The sequence below is a fragment of the Algoriphagus faecimaris genome (assembly GCF_900101705.1).
GTDB classification, from domain to species: domain Bacteria; phylum Bacteroidota; class Bacteroidia; order Cytophagales; family Cyclobacteriaceae; genus Algoriphagus; species Algoriphagus faecimaris.
In genome coordinates, this window is the sequence record NZ_FNAC01000007.1 from 96,203 (window position 1) to 113,089 (window position 16,887).

The window sequence follows — 16,887 nt, forward strand, 5'->3', positions numbered from 1 at the left end:
CAATTATTAAAATTTAGCATAAAATCCCTTCATTGTTTCTTTTAAAGCCTCGGCAAATGAAACTGTTTTTTGGCTTTTTAGCAATTGCTTGCCGATAAACAAAATCCCTAAGCCTAAAAAAGGGGAAAAACCATAGAGCCTTTTGATTATAGCTCCTTTACTTCTAAAATAACTAGCATCCAGGACCTTTCCAGAGCTTTCTAAGGGATGAAAAACGATAACCTCCGGTACATATATTACCTTTAGACCTGCATCAAGGCAGTCATTCAAAAAAATCACCTCTTCCCCACTTTTGAATTGGGCACCCAGTCCAAAATTTTCATCAAACCGAATAGAATGCTTTTTAACACTAGAAGATCTCACTGCTATCTCTACGGACGAAACTTTATAAATGCTACTCCGAGTATGTGTGAATTTGGTGTCACTGTAAGACGATTTATAGGCTAAGCCATCTGGAGTTTGTACCCGGAATGTGATTACATCGGCATCAGGGTATTGCTCAAAAGCCCGAATAATCTTAGATTCTAAATCATCTACAAAGGATACATCATCGTCAGCAAAAAGGATAATTTCCCCTTGAGCCTTATCTAAAGCTCGATTTCTACTTTTGGAAAGGCCCCTCTCCTTAAATTCGAAAAAAGAAAATTTATAATCCTCTACACGCCTACTTCCGCCTCCTTGTGATATCACCAATACAGGAAACGAATATTGCCGAAATCGTTCAATCGAGGTTGACAGCGTCGAAATTAGTACTTGAAAAACCACTTTAACCTAGGAACATATTGAACAAAACCCTGAGAGACCAACATGGTCAGCAGTATGGTAGCTGGCAATCTGTGTCTCACCGCACCAAGAAGATGAAACTCAAAAAAGCTGGACATCGCCACATAAATCAAAATAAAGGTAATCCATAGCCAATGATTTTTTATTGTATTAAGAGTAAGTAGCAATAAGAAAAGAACAAACAGAAGGTATAAGCCATCTGCAAAATAAGCAAGCTTGGTCCAAAATGGTATGAAAATCAATACCGGGAAGGGAGCGAGCAAAAACTGGAAAAAGAGACCTGGGAATGAAATAATCAAATCAAACCAAGAGGTCCATTCTACCTCGGGGTACGTCACACCAGTTTCAAAGTAATTCAATCGCTGCACATTTCTAAAAAGAGCTAGACTCTCGGGAGATATGGAGATTTTTAGAAGAGCCTGGGATATAAAATTGAGAGCAACAAAACCCAAAGGAATGAGAAGCAAAGAAATTACAATTTTGGTACTGTGCCTCCAATTGAGGCTGAAAAAATACTTCGTGAGGATAATTATGAAGAAATACAATACCAATTGAATTCTTAGCATAGCAGCAAGGCATATCCCTAAGATTAGAAATAAATTAATCAGCTTAGGTTTTGATACACCATAAAAAAACAATCCCAAGGCCAAAGTGAAATAACTTTCTCGGAGCGGAGTAAATGAGTAAATAATAATAGAAGGCATCAAAAGCGAGAGAAGTAAGAAAAATCGCTGGCTCCAAACCTCCTTATTTTGATACATTTGATTGAAAGCGGCCAATATGAAAATCAATCCCGATTGGAATAAAAGGATATTAAAAAGAAAATAATTGAAAATGGATTTTAAGGATAGCCAATAAACAGGAATAGCCAAATACTTATAACCGATTCTGACGCCAATAGATTGATTGTCTGGGGTAACCCCCGTTTCCAAAATTCTCGTAAACAACCCTGTGTCAGGGAAAAAGGGGATCAGCTTGAAATTAAAATCTATCAAGCCAATAAGCATATAAAAAAGAAGTCCTCCGAAAAAATGAAACCGCAGAAATTTATCATCTGAAAGCAGAAGGGATTTAGCCAAGAAATAGAGAAAAAAGTAAACGCCAATGAAATAAAAGGGTAAACTCAAGAGGTCCCAAAATTCAATATTTTCGTAATAAGCTTTCATTTATTGCTTATTGATTGCCAAATGGAATTTATAGATGCCAAAGGCCAATAGTTTTCTTGATCGTCGAGGTCTTTTCAAAACCTTTTCATGAAGAAAAATCATCAAAGAAACAGAAAAGGGTAATTGTAAATTTTTACAATCCGAAAAATAAATTCCTTTAATCAATTTTAATTGTCGCCTATCAATCACTTCCTCAAATCTGAACATCAAGTAAAGAAATAAACTATAGGTCTTCGACAAACCATCGCACCCAAGGATTACTTTGATTTTTTCTAAGAAAATAATTCCCTGATTCAGGATGAAAACCCTTTTATCAAGATCGATTTTAGTATGGAATGCTGATTTGCGATAAAAAGAAGTAGGCAATGAGTGATCATCAATGAAAATTGTGGAATCCTTTTCAGCCAAAGCTCTGATATGTATTTCCACATCCTGAAAACGAAGAAGACCTTCATCAAAGCCTCCAATTCTATTAAAAAAAGACTTTTTCCAAACCACACTACTAGTATGCCAGGGTATTTGATAACCTAAAAATAGATCTAATAGCTTTTCTTTTTCAATACCAATCACTGATTTGGAATAAAAGGGAGTGGTATCTTCAATGGTATCGACAAAACAGACTGTTTTAAATACCGCAAGTTCAGCCGCATCCCTAGACTTATTGACTCTATGCTCTAGACAATTAGGAGCAATAAGATCATCCGCATCAAGAAATAAAAGGAGTTCGGCTCTTGCGTTTGAAACGCCAAAATTCCTACAGGAATTCGCACCTTTTGGGAGGTGATCTGGTCTACGAAGACTCTTAAATCTTTGGTCTATTAGCTGAAAAGAATCAGAAATCTTTACAGAATCATCCTCAGAGCCATCATCGACTATAATGCACTCCCATTCTTGAAATGACTGAGAAGAAATCGACTGGAGCGTTTCTTCTAAATTTTTAGAATTGTTGTAGCATGGGACTACAACAGAAATTACTGGTTCAATTACTTTTATGAATTTGAAAGTATTGTCTCATATAGGACAAAAAGATCACAGCAAGGCCCAAGAAAAACCCAAAAATAATTGAAAATGCAATCGTAAGGGGAAGTTTAGGAGCGGTAGGCCTGTTTAAAATATAAGGAGGTTCAATTTCTGAGAAAATGGGTCTTAAGCTATTTAGTTTGATTTTTGCCAATTCAAGCTCTTGGGAAATAGTCCGGAATAAATCAAATTTCAGATTGCTTTCTGCGCTTAAATTTTGCTCACGCGCCCTCAAACTTTCCAAAACTACTCCTTGATTCTGTTCCTTAAATCTGGTGAGTAAATTTTGAGCAACTCTATAGTTTTGCTCTGCAATAGCATTTTGTCCTTCCAAATAACTTACCTGGTTGGATTGTTTTTCAAGAACATATCGACTTGTGTATTTCTCTAATAGCTCTCGAACCATTTTTGAAAATTGATAGGACAATTCTGCTTCGGGCATATCTGTACCTAAGGTCAACAGATTCCCCTCGGTAGTAATACTAATTCTTTTCCCAATCTGTCCCATGGCATAAAGCTCAAGTGGGGCATATTTTCCTCTAATCGAATCTTCATTCAAAAGTGATTCATCAATTTGGGGTGTACCCTTAAGGATCGATAGAGGACTTTTTAAGAATTTAATAATTTCATTTTCGGGTTTGGTTTCAACCAAATATTTAAATAATGAAAGGGAGTCAGGATAAATTTCACTCTTGACCTTGGTGAACATCAGCTCTTTAAGGAATGGTTTACTTTGAACAATCACCGGGTAGAGCTTTGGGTCCAAGAAAGCCTGATCTGAATTAGCAGAACCAATATTAACACCTGACATTTGCGCCAAAGCGCCCAAACCGCCGGAATTTCCACTTTGCACATTGCTTTCCACTAGCAATACAGTATTGAGTTGGTAAGAATTCGGAGACGCTGCATAAAAGCCCAAACCAAAGATTAGTACTATACTGATAGTGATCAAAAGTAGATAAAGCCTAAACCTCAATAATCTCAACAAGTTGATGAAGCTAAACTGGTTTCTTTCTAGTATTTGTTTTGTTTTCTGCGAGGTCATGGATTAAGAGAAGCTTATTTACTGTCTTTGAGCTGCTTTACCTTTATGGGCTAGTAGAAACATTTCTTTGATTCCAATCCACTCAAGATACCAAACTGCGAAAAATAATTTGATCTTATCAACTAAGTAAAGGTCTTTTCTGAATAAAAGAGAAATTCGCGGACGAAGCATGTTGAGGGTAAAAGTAAATTTTTGCCAAACTGAATAATTTTCAAAAAATCTATAAAACATTCCACCGGAAGTTCTTTTCTTCTTTGAAATCAGATCTCTAAACCTTTTTCTGGCAGGGTGGTATACCAAAGCATCTTCCCCGTATTTCATTTTAAAACCCAATGCGCTAGCCTTTTGGGTCCATTCAAAATCACCACCTGACATTAGATTTTCGGAAAAGTCTCCTACCTTCTCAATTACTTCTTTTTTGACGAATAGATTGGCTGTAATACTTTGTCCTCTTTCTTCTACATTCCTTTTTTGATTAAAATTAAATGTTTGTTCAAAAAGAAAAGTAAGTTCGTCACCATCTTCTTCTTTGAAAAATTCGACTTTCCCACCAACCAAGTCAAAGCCGTTTTGGATATAATCAAATCCTTGTTTCAACCAATCTTTATCTGGAATACAATCTGAATCGGTAAAAGCTATTAGCTTCCCTTCAGCAACAGCCATTCCCAGATTTCTGGCCGAATAAGAACCCGCACGTTTTTGAGTGAGAATTTTAGCATTTTCCGGAAGAGCCAAAAAGTTTGGCTTAGGGTCTTTCGGATCATTATTGACAACTAGGATTTCAAAGTTACAATTAGAAAGACTTTGGTTTTGAAGACTTTGCAGACACTTGGCAAGCAAATCCCAACTTCTATATGTAGGGATAATAATTGAAATTAACAGCACAATTAATTTGAAAATATATACACTGATCCAAAGAATAACATTTTCTTATGAATATTGGAATTTGAGTCAATTCAAGGATTAAATCTCAAAGAATTAGGTTAAATAAATAGCTGCCAGATTTTGAATTTCAAAACTCATTTAAAATGGATACGGGTATGAAACCAAGTAAAATGATAATTATTAATAAGCCAACTCTATAATTTTCAGATCTCCTGAATTCCCATAAGCTGTCAATCAAAAGCAGGGGCAATACCCCATATTTAAGTTTCTATGATTCAAATTCCGATCATTTGAATATCCAATAACTAACAATGTTAATGAATAAATATTAGAGAAGCAGATCTAAAACGTAATCTAAGTTATTAGACTGTATTTTTCTCTTTTTACCTAAATTTCTTTGTATTGCTGATAACAATTTTTGAGTATTGGAATCGATTTCCCCTTCTGCCAACCCATTATTAATTAGATACTCATAAGTAATTTCACCATTTTTTTCAAGGATGATACTAAAAGTACCTAAATCAGCTGCCTCTGCAATACAACCCGAAAATTTAGATATGTGTAAATCTACCTCTTTTAAAAGAATTGGCAAAGGTGTTTGATTAGCTTTTTCCCAAAGCGAGTCATCATAAACATTCAAGGCTTTTAGTCGAGAAATTATTTGGTTTCTGGTCGAGTAACCTATCCTAGGATGCAAGCGAAAAAGCCAAGCTATTTCCCTTTTGCTTTGAGATATTGCCTCATAAATATATTCATCAATGGGCGAATTTACTGGCTGAAGAGTGAGTAATACTGAAGGCTGATTGAGACGTGAATAAAAAGTTGAATGGTTCAAAAAGTAATGCCAGGGGTTTCCCCCATTTAATGTTTTTAAATTAGGATACTTCAGGTTTTTTGTCAAAAGAGATTCAGTTTGAGCATCCCAAAGCCAAAATAAATTAGGAAGGATAAAATAGTCACCTTTAAATCCAGAATATGCCGGATGGTAAACTCCTTGACTACCATGCTGAATATCAATGCATTCTATCCCTTTGTGTCGAGCGGAAATCAATAAGCCGAAGCATGGAATATTATAATAGGATAATAAGAAAACTTTCTTAGGATGGGTTTGATCCAATACCCAGTCAAATGTTTTTTTCCACCAAAATACTTTATTCAAAGTCACCTCAATTTCTGAGCGGGTAGAAAAATCAGGAAAGTTAATTTTATCTTCTACGAAAGAAACAAAGCCATCAATCCCATCCCAATTTGAAAAATCAACTTCATTTTTTTCATATAAACTCTCAAAGTGATGATAAATAAACTGAATATTGAGCCCTCGATTTCTATAGGTTTTTTCCTCAGTATATTTTCCGTACTCTAAAAAAAGAATCTTCTTATTTTTATTGATGAAATAATCCCCAATAGGGTCATAAAATTTATTAAACGATTCGCCTTTAAAATTTTCTCTAAAATTACTCCCACTAAAGAACAGAAAATCAGTCGAATTCAGTTTTAATTTTTGAAATTTGAAAGAATTGATCTTTCTTTTCAGAAAGTTTTTGAAAGCATAAAAAATAAGTAATAGCCGCGAAACTTCCTTTGGCTTAACTGAAATCCCCCAAAATATTCTTAAAAACAGAGTACTTTTCAGGATCGGCCAGACCTTTACATCGTTATATTCCCAATTTTCGGTAGCATTATTCTCTTCAAACCTATTTAAAAACTCTATGATTTCTTTTCTCTCTTTAAAATCCATTATCCAAACTTCTTTTTGAATAAAAATCCTAATCTCATTGCCATAAGTAACGCAATAATTGAAACGATTAGTTTTATTTCTTCATCAACTTCGACCAAGTAGTAGGCTAGAATCGTCAGAAGAAGGGTTAGAACCAACCATTTAATTGGATGATAATTAACATAATTTAACTTTTTAACAGAGGGAATAAAATACCCTGCATAGCCCATAAACAACAATGAAACGAAGGTAGTATAAGCTGCAATTTCAAACCCAAAAAAGGGGATTAGGATAATATTTGAAACCACATTAATCAAACCAGCTATAAAAGTAACCTTCCATATCACATGGGTTTTTTCAAGGTAAAACAATTTGTTATTTGCCCCCAAATACATGGGTCTGTAATTGTATCCCATTATAATAATTATTCCCAAACCATACATTTGAGAAAGCGTCTCATTTCTGATGAGAAAGGAAAAAACCTCCTTAGACCAAATTGAAATTAAAAAAGTCAATACCAAAAATCCGATCTGCAACAGAAATACCAAATTCCTAGCCTCCAGATCCTTTCCCTTTTTGTATGCTTTCATCATCATAGGACCTACGGCTAGTCCAGCTGCATTTCCTAACTGCTGAATCATGTTTCCTATCGTATAGGCAGCACTGTATTTCCCCACATTATTGGTACTCACTCCTACCAAATCCATTACCATTTTATCAGAGGAGTTCAATAAATAACCTGAGTAATAATGAGGAACAGTTGGTAGACTCACCTTTAAAAATCGCCTGATTGATCGCCATTTGAAATTAAAAATTGGAGTCAGATTTAATTGGAAGTTGACAGGATAATAGTAGGAAGCATTGGAGAGTACAGTCGATATAAAAGTCGACCAGAACCAGCCCATATACCCCAGTTTCAAATACGAGATAAAAAACAAATTGAGGAGGACGCTTACTATTCCGAAAATCGCCGTCCTAGTTGCAATTTGAATAGGTTGCTGTTTAAGTTGAAAATAGGTACTCCCTATGGTAGCAACCGGTCCAAAAAGGACAAGTGGAGCGACATTGATTAAAATGATCCACCATCTATTAACTTCGGCAACTTCAGGAATAACCAAATAGATCAATAGGGATAAGATAAAGGCATAAAAAAAATTCCAAAAAGTCAAAAAACCATAGATTTGTCTCCAAGCCCATTTAAATTGTGAAGGTGATTTGTAATACGAATTCACTAAAATAATCCGAAGTCCTAGAAATGATAATACTGAAATTGCTGCAGTATAGGCCGTCAGTAATCCTGCAACTCCAAAATCCAATTCCGTTAAATCTTGGGTAATGATTGGCAAGACAAAAAATTGAGCAATTTTTGGGACTTGGGGAGCCAATCCATAAATTGCCGTATGGCTAAAAAGTTTTTTAATCATTAAAAAGCAATTCTGCTAACAACCAATCTCGATGGTTATCAATGTCATGCGAACTCAACTCATCCATTTCATACTTCCTTACCTTTTTAAATTCATGGATAGGCTTTTCTTTTAAGGTTTCGCATTTGATGATATATATCGCTCCGTTTAGCTCATATACCTTGGGACAATCTTGTCTTCTAATAAAATTACCCTCTTTGGATTTCACTAACCAACCCTGCTCATTCACTTCCCTCAAGACAAAGTAGGGGTTTGAAGTTGTTTCTTTGACCGATACGACCATTTCACAAGAGTTATCAAATAATTGGAGTGCCTCTTTAATATGCTTTCCTGTCCTAAATGGTGAGGTTGGCTGCAGAAGAACCAGGTTATCAGGAAAATAGCCTAAATTTTCGTAAAACTGGAGTGCATGAATCAAAACTTCATGGATTCCTATTTCATCTGTGGCCAAAGATGCCGGCCGGAGAAAAGGAACAGATAAACCCATCGATTCGGCTACCTCTTTTATTTCTTCATCATCGGTTGAAATACAGATAACCGAATCTTCAAAAACTTCCCTTGCGGCCTCTATTGTATAGTGTATCAAAGGCTTCCCGCCAAGTAGTTTAATGTTTTTCCTTGGCACTCCCTTTGAACCACCTCTAGCCGGAATAACTACTAAGGGCATCAAAACTTGATTTGCTTTAGGTCCTTTTGAGCTTTATTGTAATCTTCATGCTTTCCAATGTCTAACCAATAGCCTAACAAGGGATAAGCCACAACTTTTTTACCTTGAGCAATCAATAACTCCATCAAATCAGTCGCATTAAAGTGACTTGATTTTGGAAGATGATCAATCACTTCTTTCTTCATCAAATAAATACCAGCATTGGAATAATGGGTGTAAGTAGGTTTTTCCTTAAGGCCTGTAACTTTTTTTTCTTCCGTTTCCATTACCGCATAGGGAATATTAACTTGGTAGGGTATGCAGGCTACAGCCAAATCAGCCTCTTCTTTTTGGAAAAACAAAAAGAAATCTTCAAAATCAATAGTGGTCAATAAATCTGAATTCATCATCAAAATATGATCATGGACGAAATCATCAATTAAGCCGAGAGCACCTGCTGTTCCTAATGGCTCTTTCTCCCATACGTATTTTACACGAATACCCTTGTCAGACCCATCCCCAAAATATTCTTCTAGCTGTTTTCCTAAATACCTGACAGATAACCAAATATCATCTATTCCAAAAGCAGCCAATCGATCAATATTATACTCAATAATTGGTTTATCGCCTATTTTCAGAAGAGGCTTGGGTGTGGTATCCGTCAGTGGTTTTAAGCGTTCTCCCCTTCCCCCTGCCATAATCAAAGCATCAACAGGTAAATAAGATTTTTGATGTTTGAAATTGATCACACTGATGATCTGCATCTGCGGATTTACCACTGGAAAGACAGAAAAATGCTTTTTCCTTAACTCTATAATCTCATTTAAATCATACTTTCCTTGTTGGATATATTTTGGATTGGGTTGAATAAACTCTGATAAGTGATTTTCAAATCCTAATCCTTTGATGAATCCTCTTCTCAAATCTCCATCTGTCAAGGAACCTAATAGTCTATTGTCTTGGTCTACTAAAAACAAGATCGCATCAGAAGCTAAAGTATCCAGTTGCTTTAAGACTTCCCGGACAGGCGAGTTGATATCAGCAATATGCCTATGAAAAGTTTGCATAAGTTTCTTTAAGTATTCCTAAAATAGTTTGAGAAGGGTTGGGCTGATAGTAAGGATTTGTTCCTTCAAATTGTTTTTGGGAAAAAACCTTAGCCTTTTTTACAATTTGATAAGAATCAAAAGGTAAATGGAGGACATTCTCTCCTGCCAATCTTCCCTTTTGCCTATCGCCTAAGTTAATCACGTATTTCTGAAAAGTGGCTGCTTCTATTATTCCGCTTGAGGTATTTCCAATCATTAATTTAGAATACTTCATACAAGTGAAATAGGATTGGGTTCCAAAATTTTCTATGATTTTGATCTTCTCCTGCTTTTTTCTTAGCTCCTCAAACGCCAATCTGTATACCATACCAGCAGTATCCGGATTGGGCATGGTAATGACGACCTGATAGTTGACCGACAACTGCTCCAAGGCCAAACAAACTTCCTTACAGTACTTCTCATTTAGATCAAATGCAACTGTCTCTGGATGTACCGTTACCAGGATAGTGCCTAAATGGAGATCAATCTTCCATTTCTTTTCAAACTCATCGGGGGAAAGTAATCGAATAGTAGCCAAATTCTCCAAACTGAGTGAGCCGACATTAAAAATTTCAGCATTATTATTATCCAATAATTGAATCAACCGGTTTCTGAAAGCATCAGTCGAAACAAAATGAAGATTACTAGATAGGGAGATACTATGCCGATAAATATTGTCTATTGCCCCCAAAGTAGTTTCTCCTCCATGTAGATGGGCAATTTTTACTTGAAAGGGTACTGAAGCCGCAACCGCTGCTGCCATTTCAAATCGATCTCCCAAAGCAAAAACTACCTCAAATTCTTGATGGTTTTCTTCCCAAAATTCAGAAAATTTCAGAGCCGTCAGGGCATAACCCGAGGCAACCGCATTCGGGCTGTCTCCCAACAGCAAGGACTCTATTTTTCGAAATACGTTGAATCCATCGGATTCTATTTGGGCAAGCGTATAACCATGGAGCTTTGACAAATGCGTTCCAAAAACAATGATTTTGAAAGAAATTTCCTCATCCTGCTCCATCGCCTTTAACAAGGGGAGATAAATCCCATAATCAGCTCTGGAACTGGTTAAGATGCCAATTCTAATCATCTTAGATTTTCCATTGAAATTTTTGCTCCCTTTGGCAAGTCAAGCAACAATTCTTTTCCGATGATATAATCAATTTCCATAGGTGAAATACCATCTCCTGGCCTCAACGAAATCAAGTCATCTTGACTCAAAACATCCCCCTTTTTGATTTCACGCTTTAAGTGGAGACTTTTTCTTGCAATCAGAATATTCTTTTTCTCACTTTGACTCGGCTCCTTAATCCCATTGCCGCCTATGGCTTTTTCTATATTCCTAATAGCTTGAACCATGGATTTCAATTCAATAGGTTCAAGGGAAGCCGCGTGGTCTGGACCCGGCAAGCCTCTATCCAAAGTAAAGTGCTTCTCTATTACCCAGGCCCCAAGGGCTACTGCTGCAATGGGAACTTCTATACCCAAGGTATGGTCCGAATAACCCACTTTCACCCCTAGTTCTTCGGCAATTTGCCTCATTGCCAAAAGGTTTACATCCTCCATCGGTGTAGGGTATTCAGTATTACAATGAAGAACGGTCAGTTGATTCTTGTCAATACCCTCTAGGAAAATAACTTCAAGGGCTGCTTTCACCTCTTCTAAATTTGCCATTCCTGTGGAAAGAATCAGGTCTTTCCCTTTTCTGGCAATGTGCTGTAAATAGGGTTTATTGGTTAGTTCACCCGAAGGAATCTTATAAAAGGGAATGTTCAACTTGTTTAAAAAATCAATACTCTCTGAGTCAAATCCTGTAGAAAGAAATTTAATCCCTTTTTTTTGACACCTTTCAATTAGGACCGGATACCAGTCATCGCCCATCTCCAACTTCTTGAGCATGCCGAATTGGGTATCCTCATCTCCCTTCATATTATTCTTTTGATAGACTGCCTTCTGAGCTGTTGGATTGACAATTTTTTCCGCCTTGAAGGTTTGGAACTTGACAAAATCTGCTCCCGCATCAGCAGCAACATCAATCAACTCCAATGCCTTGTTGATATCTCCATTGTGGTTGACTCCTGCTTCTGCTATTATAATGACAGGTTTGACACTCATAACTTTCTCAGCTTATTACCGACCCATACCCCTTTCTCCAAAAGATCGGAGGTAACTACACTGCCCGCACCAATCACATTTCCGGCATTTATGGTAAGATTTTGTCTCACCACAGCATTGGCACCAATAAAGCACTCCTTTCCAACAGAAACATTTCCACAAAGTACCGCTCCCGGCCCAATATGAACGCAATCGGAAATTTGACATTCATGCTCAACAATACAGCCCGAATTTAAAATCACCCCCTGTCCTATTTCAGACCCTGCGTTCACTAATACATTTTTTCCAATGTAGCTGGATGGCTGAATGAAAGCTGTTCGGGAAATGTTGGCACCTGGATCAACTGCTACAAATTGATTCAATTGATGTTTCTGGAAAAATGACAATATTTTTTGTCGGATTTTGTTGTCACCTAGGGAGGGAAAAACAAGATGATTTCCAACAATGGATTTTACATCTACTTCTTCTTCGAAGCCAAAATATTCCAAGCTGTAGGGATTCTTTTCCGCAGCCTTAAAATCAAAATAGCCTTTTACCTCATATCCAGCATCCAGAAGTGACTCAATAATCACATAAGCATGTCCTGAATATCCAAAAAGAAAAACGGATTTAGATTCTGACACTGCTGGGTATATTCACGATCCTTTCCTCCAAATATTCTGCATTCTTTTGCCCATCCCTGAAGCAATGCCGGTACATGGGTAAGCGGTACATCAACTGCCAAATTGGACGTGTCATCGTTTTTGAATCATTGGTAGCTTTTAAAAAAGCACCCCGCTCTTCCAAATTTTTCAGCTCCACACACATCAGCCAATAATTGGCTCTAGTGTTTTCAAGTTCTTTTCTAAAAGTTATACCTTGAGTTTTGAAAAATTCCGAATAAGCATCTGCCAACTGCCGCTTATTTTCTAAAAAGCCATCGAGCTGTTCTAACTGAGCACAAATCAATGCTGCATTCAAGTTCGGCATCCTAAAATTGTAGCCCAGCCGATCATGATAAAATTCATACGAATGAGCCACTTTGGCTGTCGTGGTCAGGTGTTTCCCGGCTATTCCAATTTCAGGGTCATTGGTCACAATCATCCCTCCTCCTCCAGAGGTCACAATCTTGTTCCCGTTAAAGGAAAAAACACCAAGTTTCCCTAAACCTCCGGTATGTTTCTCCCGGTAATAACTCCCCAAAGATTCGGCGGCATCCTCTACCACAGGAATATTCCATAAATTACAAACCTTTAGCAGTTCATCCAGATGAACCGGAAACCCAAAGGTATGCATTGGAACACAGGCTGAGATCTTTTTTCCGGTTCTCTTATTGTAGGTACTTGATTCTCTCCTTTCTCCAAACTCTTCCAAAAAGTCGGAGACTGATTTCGGAGAGAGGCCCATGGTATCATAATCCACATCCAAAAAAACAGGTTCTGCCCCGTTATGTTGAATAGCATTGGCTGTGGCCACAAAGGTAAGTGCCTGAGTAATTACTTCATCTCCTCTTTGTACACCTGCCAACTGAAGGGCTATTTGCAAACCGGCTGTCCCGTTGACCACAGCAACAGCTTTTTTGGTTTGGCTGATTCCTGCCATCATCCTCTCAGACAAATCCACATATGCCCCCACAGAGGAAACAAAGGTAGATTCCAGGGTATCCATTACATATTTTCGTTCGTTGCCCATAAAAACAGGGGCGTGAATAGGGATGAAGTCCTTGGTTTTGAACGTATCCTGTATAAACTGAACGGTTTCCTTAAAGGGCATCATCACATTTTGGCATCCAGGTACTTTCCGGTTTCCTTGTGGTCAAAAGCGGGTAATAACTCATGGAAAAGAGTAACCAGATCTGCCTTTTTCCACTGCTTTTTCTCCATCATGGCATTTATTTCAGACAGGAAGCAATCCAACTTATCGTCTTGGTAAGGGAGGCTGCTTTTTACTATTCCTAAATTGTCAAATCTAGTTAGATCCAACGTTTCACCCTCCATAAAGAATTCTTCAAAATCCTTCTCTCCTGTGGTATCGCTTTGGGTAAAATAACAAGGCCAGGTTTTGTTGTTTGCATTCAGTGACTGGCTAGTGGAATTGAAAAACTTGCGGGCTTCATCTTCCGTGGAACAGATGTAAGCTTGGTAACCCAATTGCTTCAAGTAGTTTACTGCAATCTCTGAAAAGGTGATCAAATGTAATTCTTCGCTGAGTTTGGGAAAGAAAATATCTTTATTATCTCCCAAAAGGCAGGACATCAAACAGAGCTCGCCAGATTCCTGGGGGCTCACAAAATATCTCTTGATATCATTGGGAGCTACTATTGGTTGTCTTTTTTGAATACGTTGGTTGAACCCATGAAGCAAGGACCCATCCGAAAAGGCAACATTGGCAAATCTTGCCGTAGATATGGAAATATCTTTACTCTCACGCATTAAAAACAGCTCCATGATTCGCTTGGAAGCTCCCATCATATTCACGGGGTTGGCTGCTTTATCAGTGGATACACAGAAATACTTCCTTACTCCTTTCTCTTTGGATTGCCGGATGGTTTTCAGGGTATTTAAAATATTGACCTCAACCATTCTCATCAAGGTATATGGATCTTTCTCACTCCTTACATGCTTTAGCGCTGACAAGTTTAACACATAATCATACTGTCCATCTGATTCTATAAATGTATCATAGATTGGAGAGGCAATATCCAAGGAAAAAGTTCTGAAATCACCGTCAATGTAGCCAAAGGAGCTTCTAATATCTCTCACAAGCTCTACCAGATTGTTTTCACTGATATCCACTACGTGAAGCTTTTGAGGATTTCTCTTGAAAATCTCCTTGGTAACGGCTTGCCCAATAGATCCTGCACCTCCAATAACCAAAAACCTGGAATTGGATACTAAGTCAGATAATCTCTTCTCATTGGAGAAGATATCTTTAACAAAGAGTAACTCTGTTCTTCCAATTAAATTTAATAGGTTCATGATTTCTAGCGCTATTCTTTTTAAAAAGATAAAGTAAAAAGTTTATTGTATTCCATCCTATAGGCTAGCTGGAACACCCTTAATTTTTAGACCTGAAGGAAAATCCCTTGTAACCACTGCCCCTGCACCTACCACTACCTCATCTCCAATTTCTATTCCTGGCAATAACACCGCTCCAGCTCCAATTCTACACATTTTCCCCACTTTTACTCCTCCCAAAAGTATAGCTCCTGGGCCAATCTCTGTGTAATCGCCGATTTCACATTCATGATGTACATGCGCTCTGGTATTGACCAAAACTCCCTTACCAATCCTCGCTTCGGGTCCGCAAAAAACCAATTCCATGAGGTCTGAAGCCTGAGCGAATGAAGATTGATTAATCGAAGAAGAACCTAAAATTGGAAAGTGATTCCCTCCAAGCTGATGCAATTTTTCTCTTAAATGCTTTCTATGAATAGGATTTCCTACGCCAAGACAGAATTGCGGGTCCTTTTGGATAAGTTGAATCAAAACTTCCTCATCAGTAATTACTTTATCTCCATACGTGAAGGAGTCTTTCTTCGAAACATCCTCATCAAAAAAATAAATGGAATCGTCCGAATAACCTTTAGAAATCAAAAGAGAAAAAACTTCCAATCCATGTCCTCCGGCTCCGGCTATTATCATCATCTAAATTGAATCTCCTCGATTCGAAACCGAGGAGATTCTTTAAAATTATTTTGATCCAATTCCGTAGTGAACAAAACCCAGTGTATCGAGGTATTTTTTATCATAGATATTCCTTCCATCAAATACCACTTTGTTTTTGAGTAGCTTCCCAACAGCATCCCAGCTAGGAATTCTGAACTCAGACCATTCGGTCACCAAAAGCAAGGCATCTGCATCCACACAGGCATCGTAAGCATCTGTACAATAAGTTACCTTGTCGAAAATGTAATGCTCACGAGCTTCCTCCATGGCTTTGGGATCATAAGCTCTTACTTCAGCACCGGCTGCACGAAGCTCATCCACAATAACTGCCGCGGGAGACTCTCGCATATCGTCCGTGTTGGGTTTGAAACTCAAGCCCCACATGGCAAAAGTTTTTCCAGAGAGATCGGCTCCAAAATGAGCTTTTACTTTATTGGCCAAAATATGCTTTTGATCATCGTTGACATCTTCTACAGATTGAAGTACTCTCAAATCATATCCATACTCCTTAGCAGTTTTGATAATGGCTTTCACATCCTTTGGAAAGCAAGAGCCACCATAACCTACACCGGGATAAATAAATTTGTTACCAATCCGAGGATCAGAACCAATACCTTTTCGGACCATATTCGCATCTGCACCTACCTTTTCGCATAGATTTGCAATATCATTCATAAAAGAAATCTTCGTAGCCAACATAGCATTTGCAGCATACTTGGTCATTTCAGCTGAGGGTATATCCATATAAATAATCCGCTCACCACTCAATTGAAATGGTTTATACAAGCGCTGCATGATCTTCTCAGCTCGCTCATCATCCACACCGATCACAATTCGGTCCGGTCTCAAAAAGTCCTCAACGGCAGCACCTTCTTTCAAAAATTCAGGATTGGAAGCTACCGCGAAAGGCAAATCAGATCCACGCTTATCTAATGCTTTCTTTATAGCGGCACGGACTTTTTCACCTGTCGTTACCGGTACTGTACTCTTGGTAGCTACTACAATATAATCGGTCATTTTCTGACCAATCTCATCAGCTACCCCCAAAACATATTTCAAATCAGCAGAACCGTCCTCACCTGGAGGGGTTCCAACCGCAATAAAGGCCACTTCCGCACCCTGAATAGCCTCTCCTAAGTCCGTACTAAAATGAAGCCGTCCACTTTTATAATTGCGAACCACTATTTCTTCCAAACCTGGCTCATAGATTGGCATAATGCCATTCTTTAGCTTATCAATTTTTTTCTGATCGATATCCACGCAGGTTACCTCAATCCCTACATCTGCAAAACAAGCACCTGAAACAAGCCCAACGTACCCAGTTCCTACTACAGCTATTTTCATAAATTTTATA

The 16,887-nt window shown here is 37.8% G+C and carries 16 protein-coding genes; all 16 read right to left on the minus strand.

Annotation, left to right across the window (positions count from 1 at the left end; translation table 11 throughout):
* Positions 1-6 precede the first annotated feature (6 nt).
* Complete coding sequence (locus tag BLQ57_RS05370) at positions 7-690, minus strand: glycosyltransferase family 2 protein (protein ID WP_240507751.1); 684 nt, start codon at positions 688-690, stop codon at positions 7-9.
* Between the two features lie 56 nt (positions 691-746).
* Positions 747-1,949 carry a hypothetical protein gene (locus BLQ57_RS05375; protein ID WP_087938268.1) on the minus strand — a complete coding sequence of 401 codons (1,203 nt, stop codon included), beginning with the start codon at positions 1,947-1,949 and terminating at the stop codon, positions 747-749.
* Positions 1,950-2,942 carry a glycosyltransferase family 2 protein gene (locus tag BLQ57_RS21645; RefSeq protein WP_087938267.1) on the minus strand — a complete coding sequence of 331 codons (993 nt, stop codon included), beginning with the start codon at positions 2,940-2,942 and terminating at the stop codon, positions 1,950-1,952.
* Positions 2,929-4,014, minus strand: coding sequence for a Wzz/FepE/Etk N-terminal domain-containing protein (locus BLQ57_RS05385; RefSeq protein ID WP_087938266.1), 1,086 nt, complete (start codon positions 4,012-4,014; stop codon positions 2,929-2,931). Before BLQ57_RS05385 ends, BLQ57_RS21645 begins: the two co-directional genes overlap by 14 nt.
* 18 nt (positions 4,015-4,032) lie before the next feature.
* Positions 4,033-4,899, minus strand: coding sequence for a glycosyltransferase family 2 protein (locus BLQ57_RS05390; protein WP_169712708.1), 867 nt, complete (start codon positions 4,897-4,899; stop codon positions 4,033-4,035).
* A gap of 328 nt (positions 4,900-5,227) precedes the next feature.
* Positions 5,228-6,637, minus strand: coding sequence for a hypothetical protein (locus BLQ57_RS05395; RefSeq protein WP_087938264.1), 1,410 nt, complete (start codon positions 6,635-6,637; stop codon positions 5,228-5,230).
* Positions 6,637-8,040: a lipopolysaccharide biosynthesis protein gene (locus BLQ57_RS05400; protein ID WP_087938263.1), complete on the minus strand. Its 1,404-nt coding sequence runs from the start codon at positions 8,038-8,040 to the stop codon at positions 6,637-6,639. Before BLQ57_RS05400 ends, BLQ57_RS05395 begins: the two co-directional genes overlap by 1 nt.
* On the minus strand, positions 8,033-8,707 hold the full coding sequence (locus BLQ57_RS05405; RefSeq protein ID WP_240507740.1) for an acylneuraminate cytidylyltransferase family protein: 675 nt from the start codon (positions 8,705-8,707) through the stop codon (positions 8,033-8,035). Before BLQ57_RS05405 ends, BLQ57_RS05400 begins: the two co-directional genes overlap by 8 nt.
* Positions 8,707-9,753 carry a nucleotidyltransferase family protein gene (locus BLQ57_RS05410; protein ID WP_087938261.1) on the minus strand — a complete coding sequence of 349 codons (1,047 nt, stop codon included), beginning with the start codon at positions 9,751-9,753 and terminating at the stop codon, positions 8,707-8,709. The genes BLQ57_RS05405 and BLQ57_RS05410 overlap by 1 nt, the downstream gene beginning before the upstream one ends.
* Complete coding sequence (gene neuC / locus BLQ57_RS05415; RefSeq protein WP_087938260.1) at positions 9,737-10,861, minus strand: UDP-N-acetylglucosamine 2-epimerase; 1,125 nt, start codon at positions 10,859-10,861, stop codon at positions 9,737-9,739. The genes BLQ57_RS05410 and neuC overlap by 17 nt, the downstream gene beginning before the upstream one ends.
* A complete protein-coding gene (gene neuB / locus BLQ57_RS05420) occupies positions 10,858-11,886 on the minus strand; it encodes an N-acetylneuraminate synthase (RefSeq protein WP_087938259.1) in 1,029 nt (342 codons plus the stop codon). The genes neuC and neuB overlap by 4 nt, the downstream gene beginning before the upstream one ends.
* A complete protein-coding gene (locus tag BLQ57_RS05425; protein ID WP_087938258.1) occupies positions 11,883-12,509 on the minus strand; it encodes an acetyltransferase in 627 nt (208 codons plus the stop codon). The genes neuB and BLQ57_RS05425 overlap by 4 nt, the downstream gene beginning before the upstream one ends.
* On the minus strand, positions 12,496-13,641 hold the full coding sequence (locus BLQ57_RS05430; RefSeq protein ID WP_240507739.1) for a LegC family aminotransferase: 1,146 nt from the start codon (positions 13,639-13,641) through the stop codon (positions 12,496-12,498). Before BLQ57_RS05430 ends, BLQ57_RS05425 begins: the two co-directional genes overlap by 14 nt.
* The gene (locus BLQ57_RS05435; protein WP_087938256.1) at positions 13,641-14,843 is read right to left on the minus strand and encodes a UDP-N-acetylglucosamine 4,6-dehydratase; all 1,203 of its coding nucleotides are present in this window, start codon (positions 14,841-14,843) and stop codon (positions 13,641-13,643) included. Before BLQ57_RS05435 ends, BLQ57_RS05430 begins: the two co-directional genes overlap by 1 nt.
* A 57-nt stretch (positions 14,844-14,900) precedes the next feature.
* Positions 14,901-15,512 carry a DapH/DapD/GlmU-related protein gene (locus tag BLQ57_RS05440; protein WP_087938255.1) on the minus strand — a complete coding sequence of 204 codons (612 nt, stop codon included), beginning with the start codon at positions 15,510-15,512 and terminating at the stop codon, positions 14,901-14,903.
* 45 nt (positions 15,513-15,557) lie between these two features.
* Positions 15,558-16,877 carry a UDP-glucose dehydrogenase family protein gene (locus BLQ57_RS05445; protein ID WP_087938254.1) on the minus strand — a complete coding sequence of 440 codons (1,320 nt, stop codon included), beginning with the start codon at positions 16,875-16,877 and terminating at the stop codon, positions 15,558-15,560.
* Between the last annotated feature and the right edge of the window lie 10 nt (positions 16,878-16,887).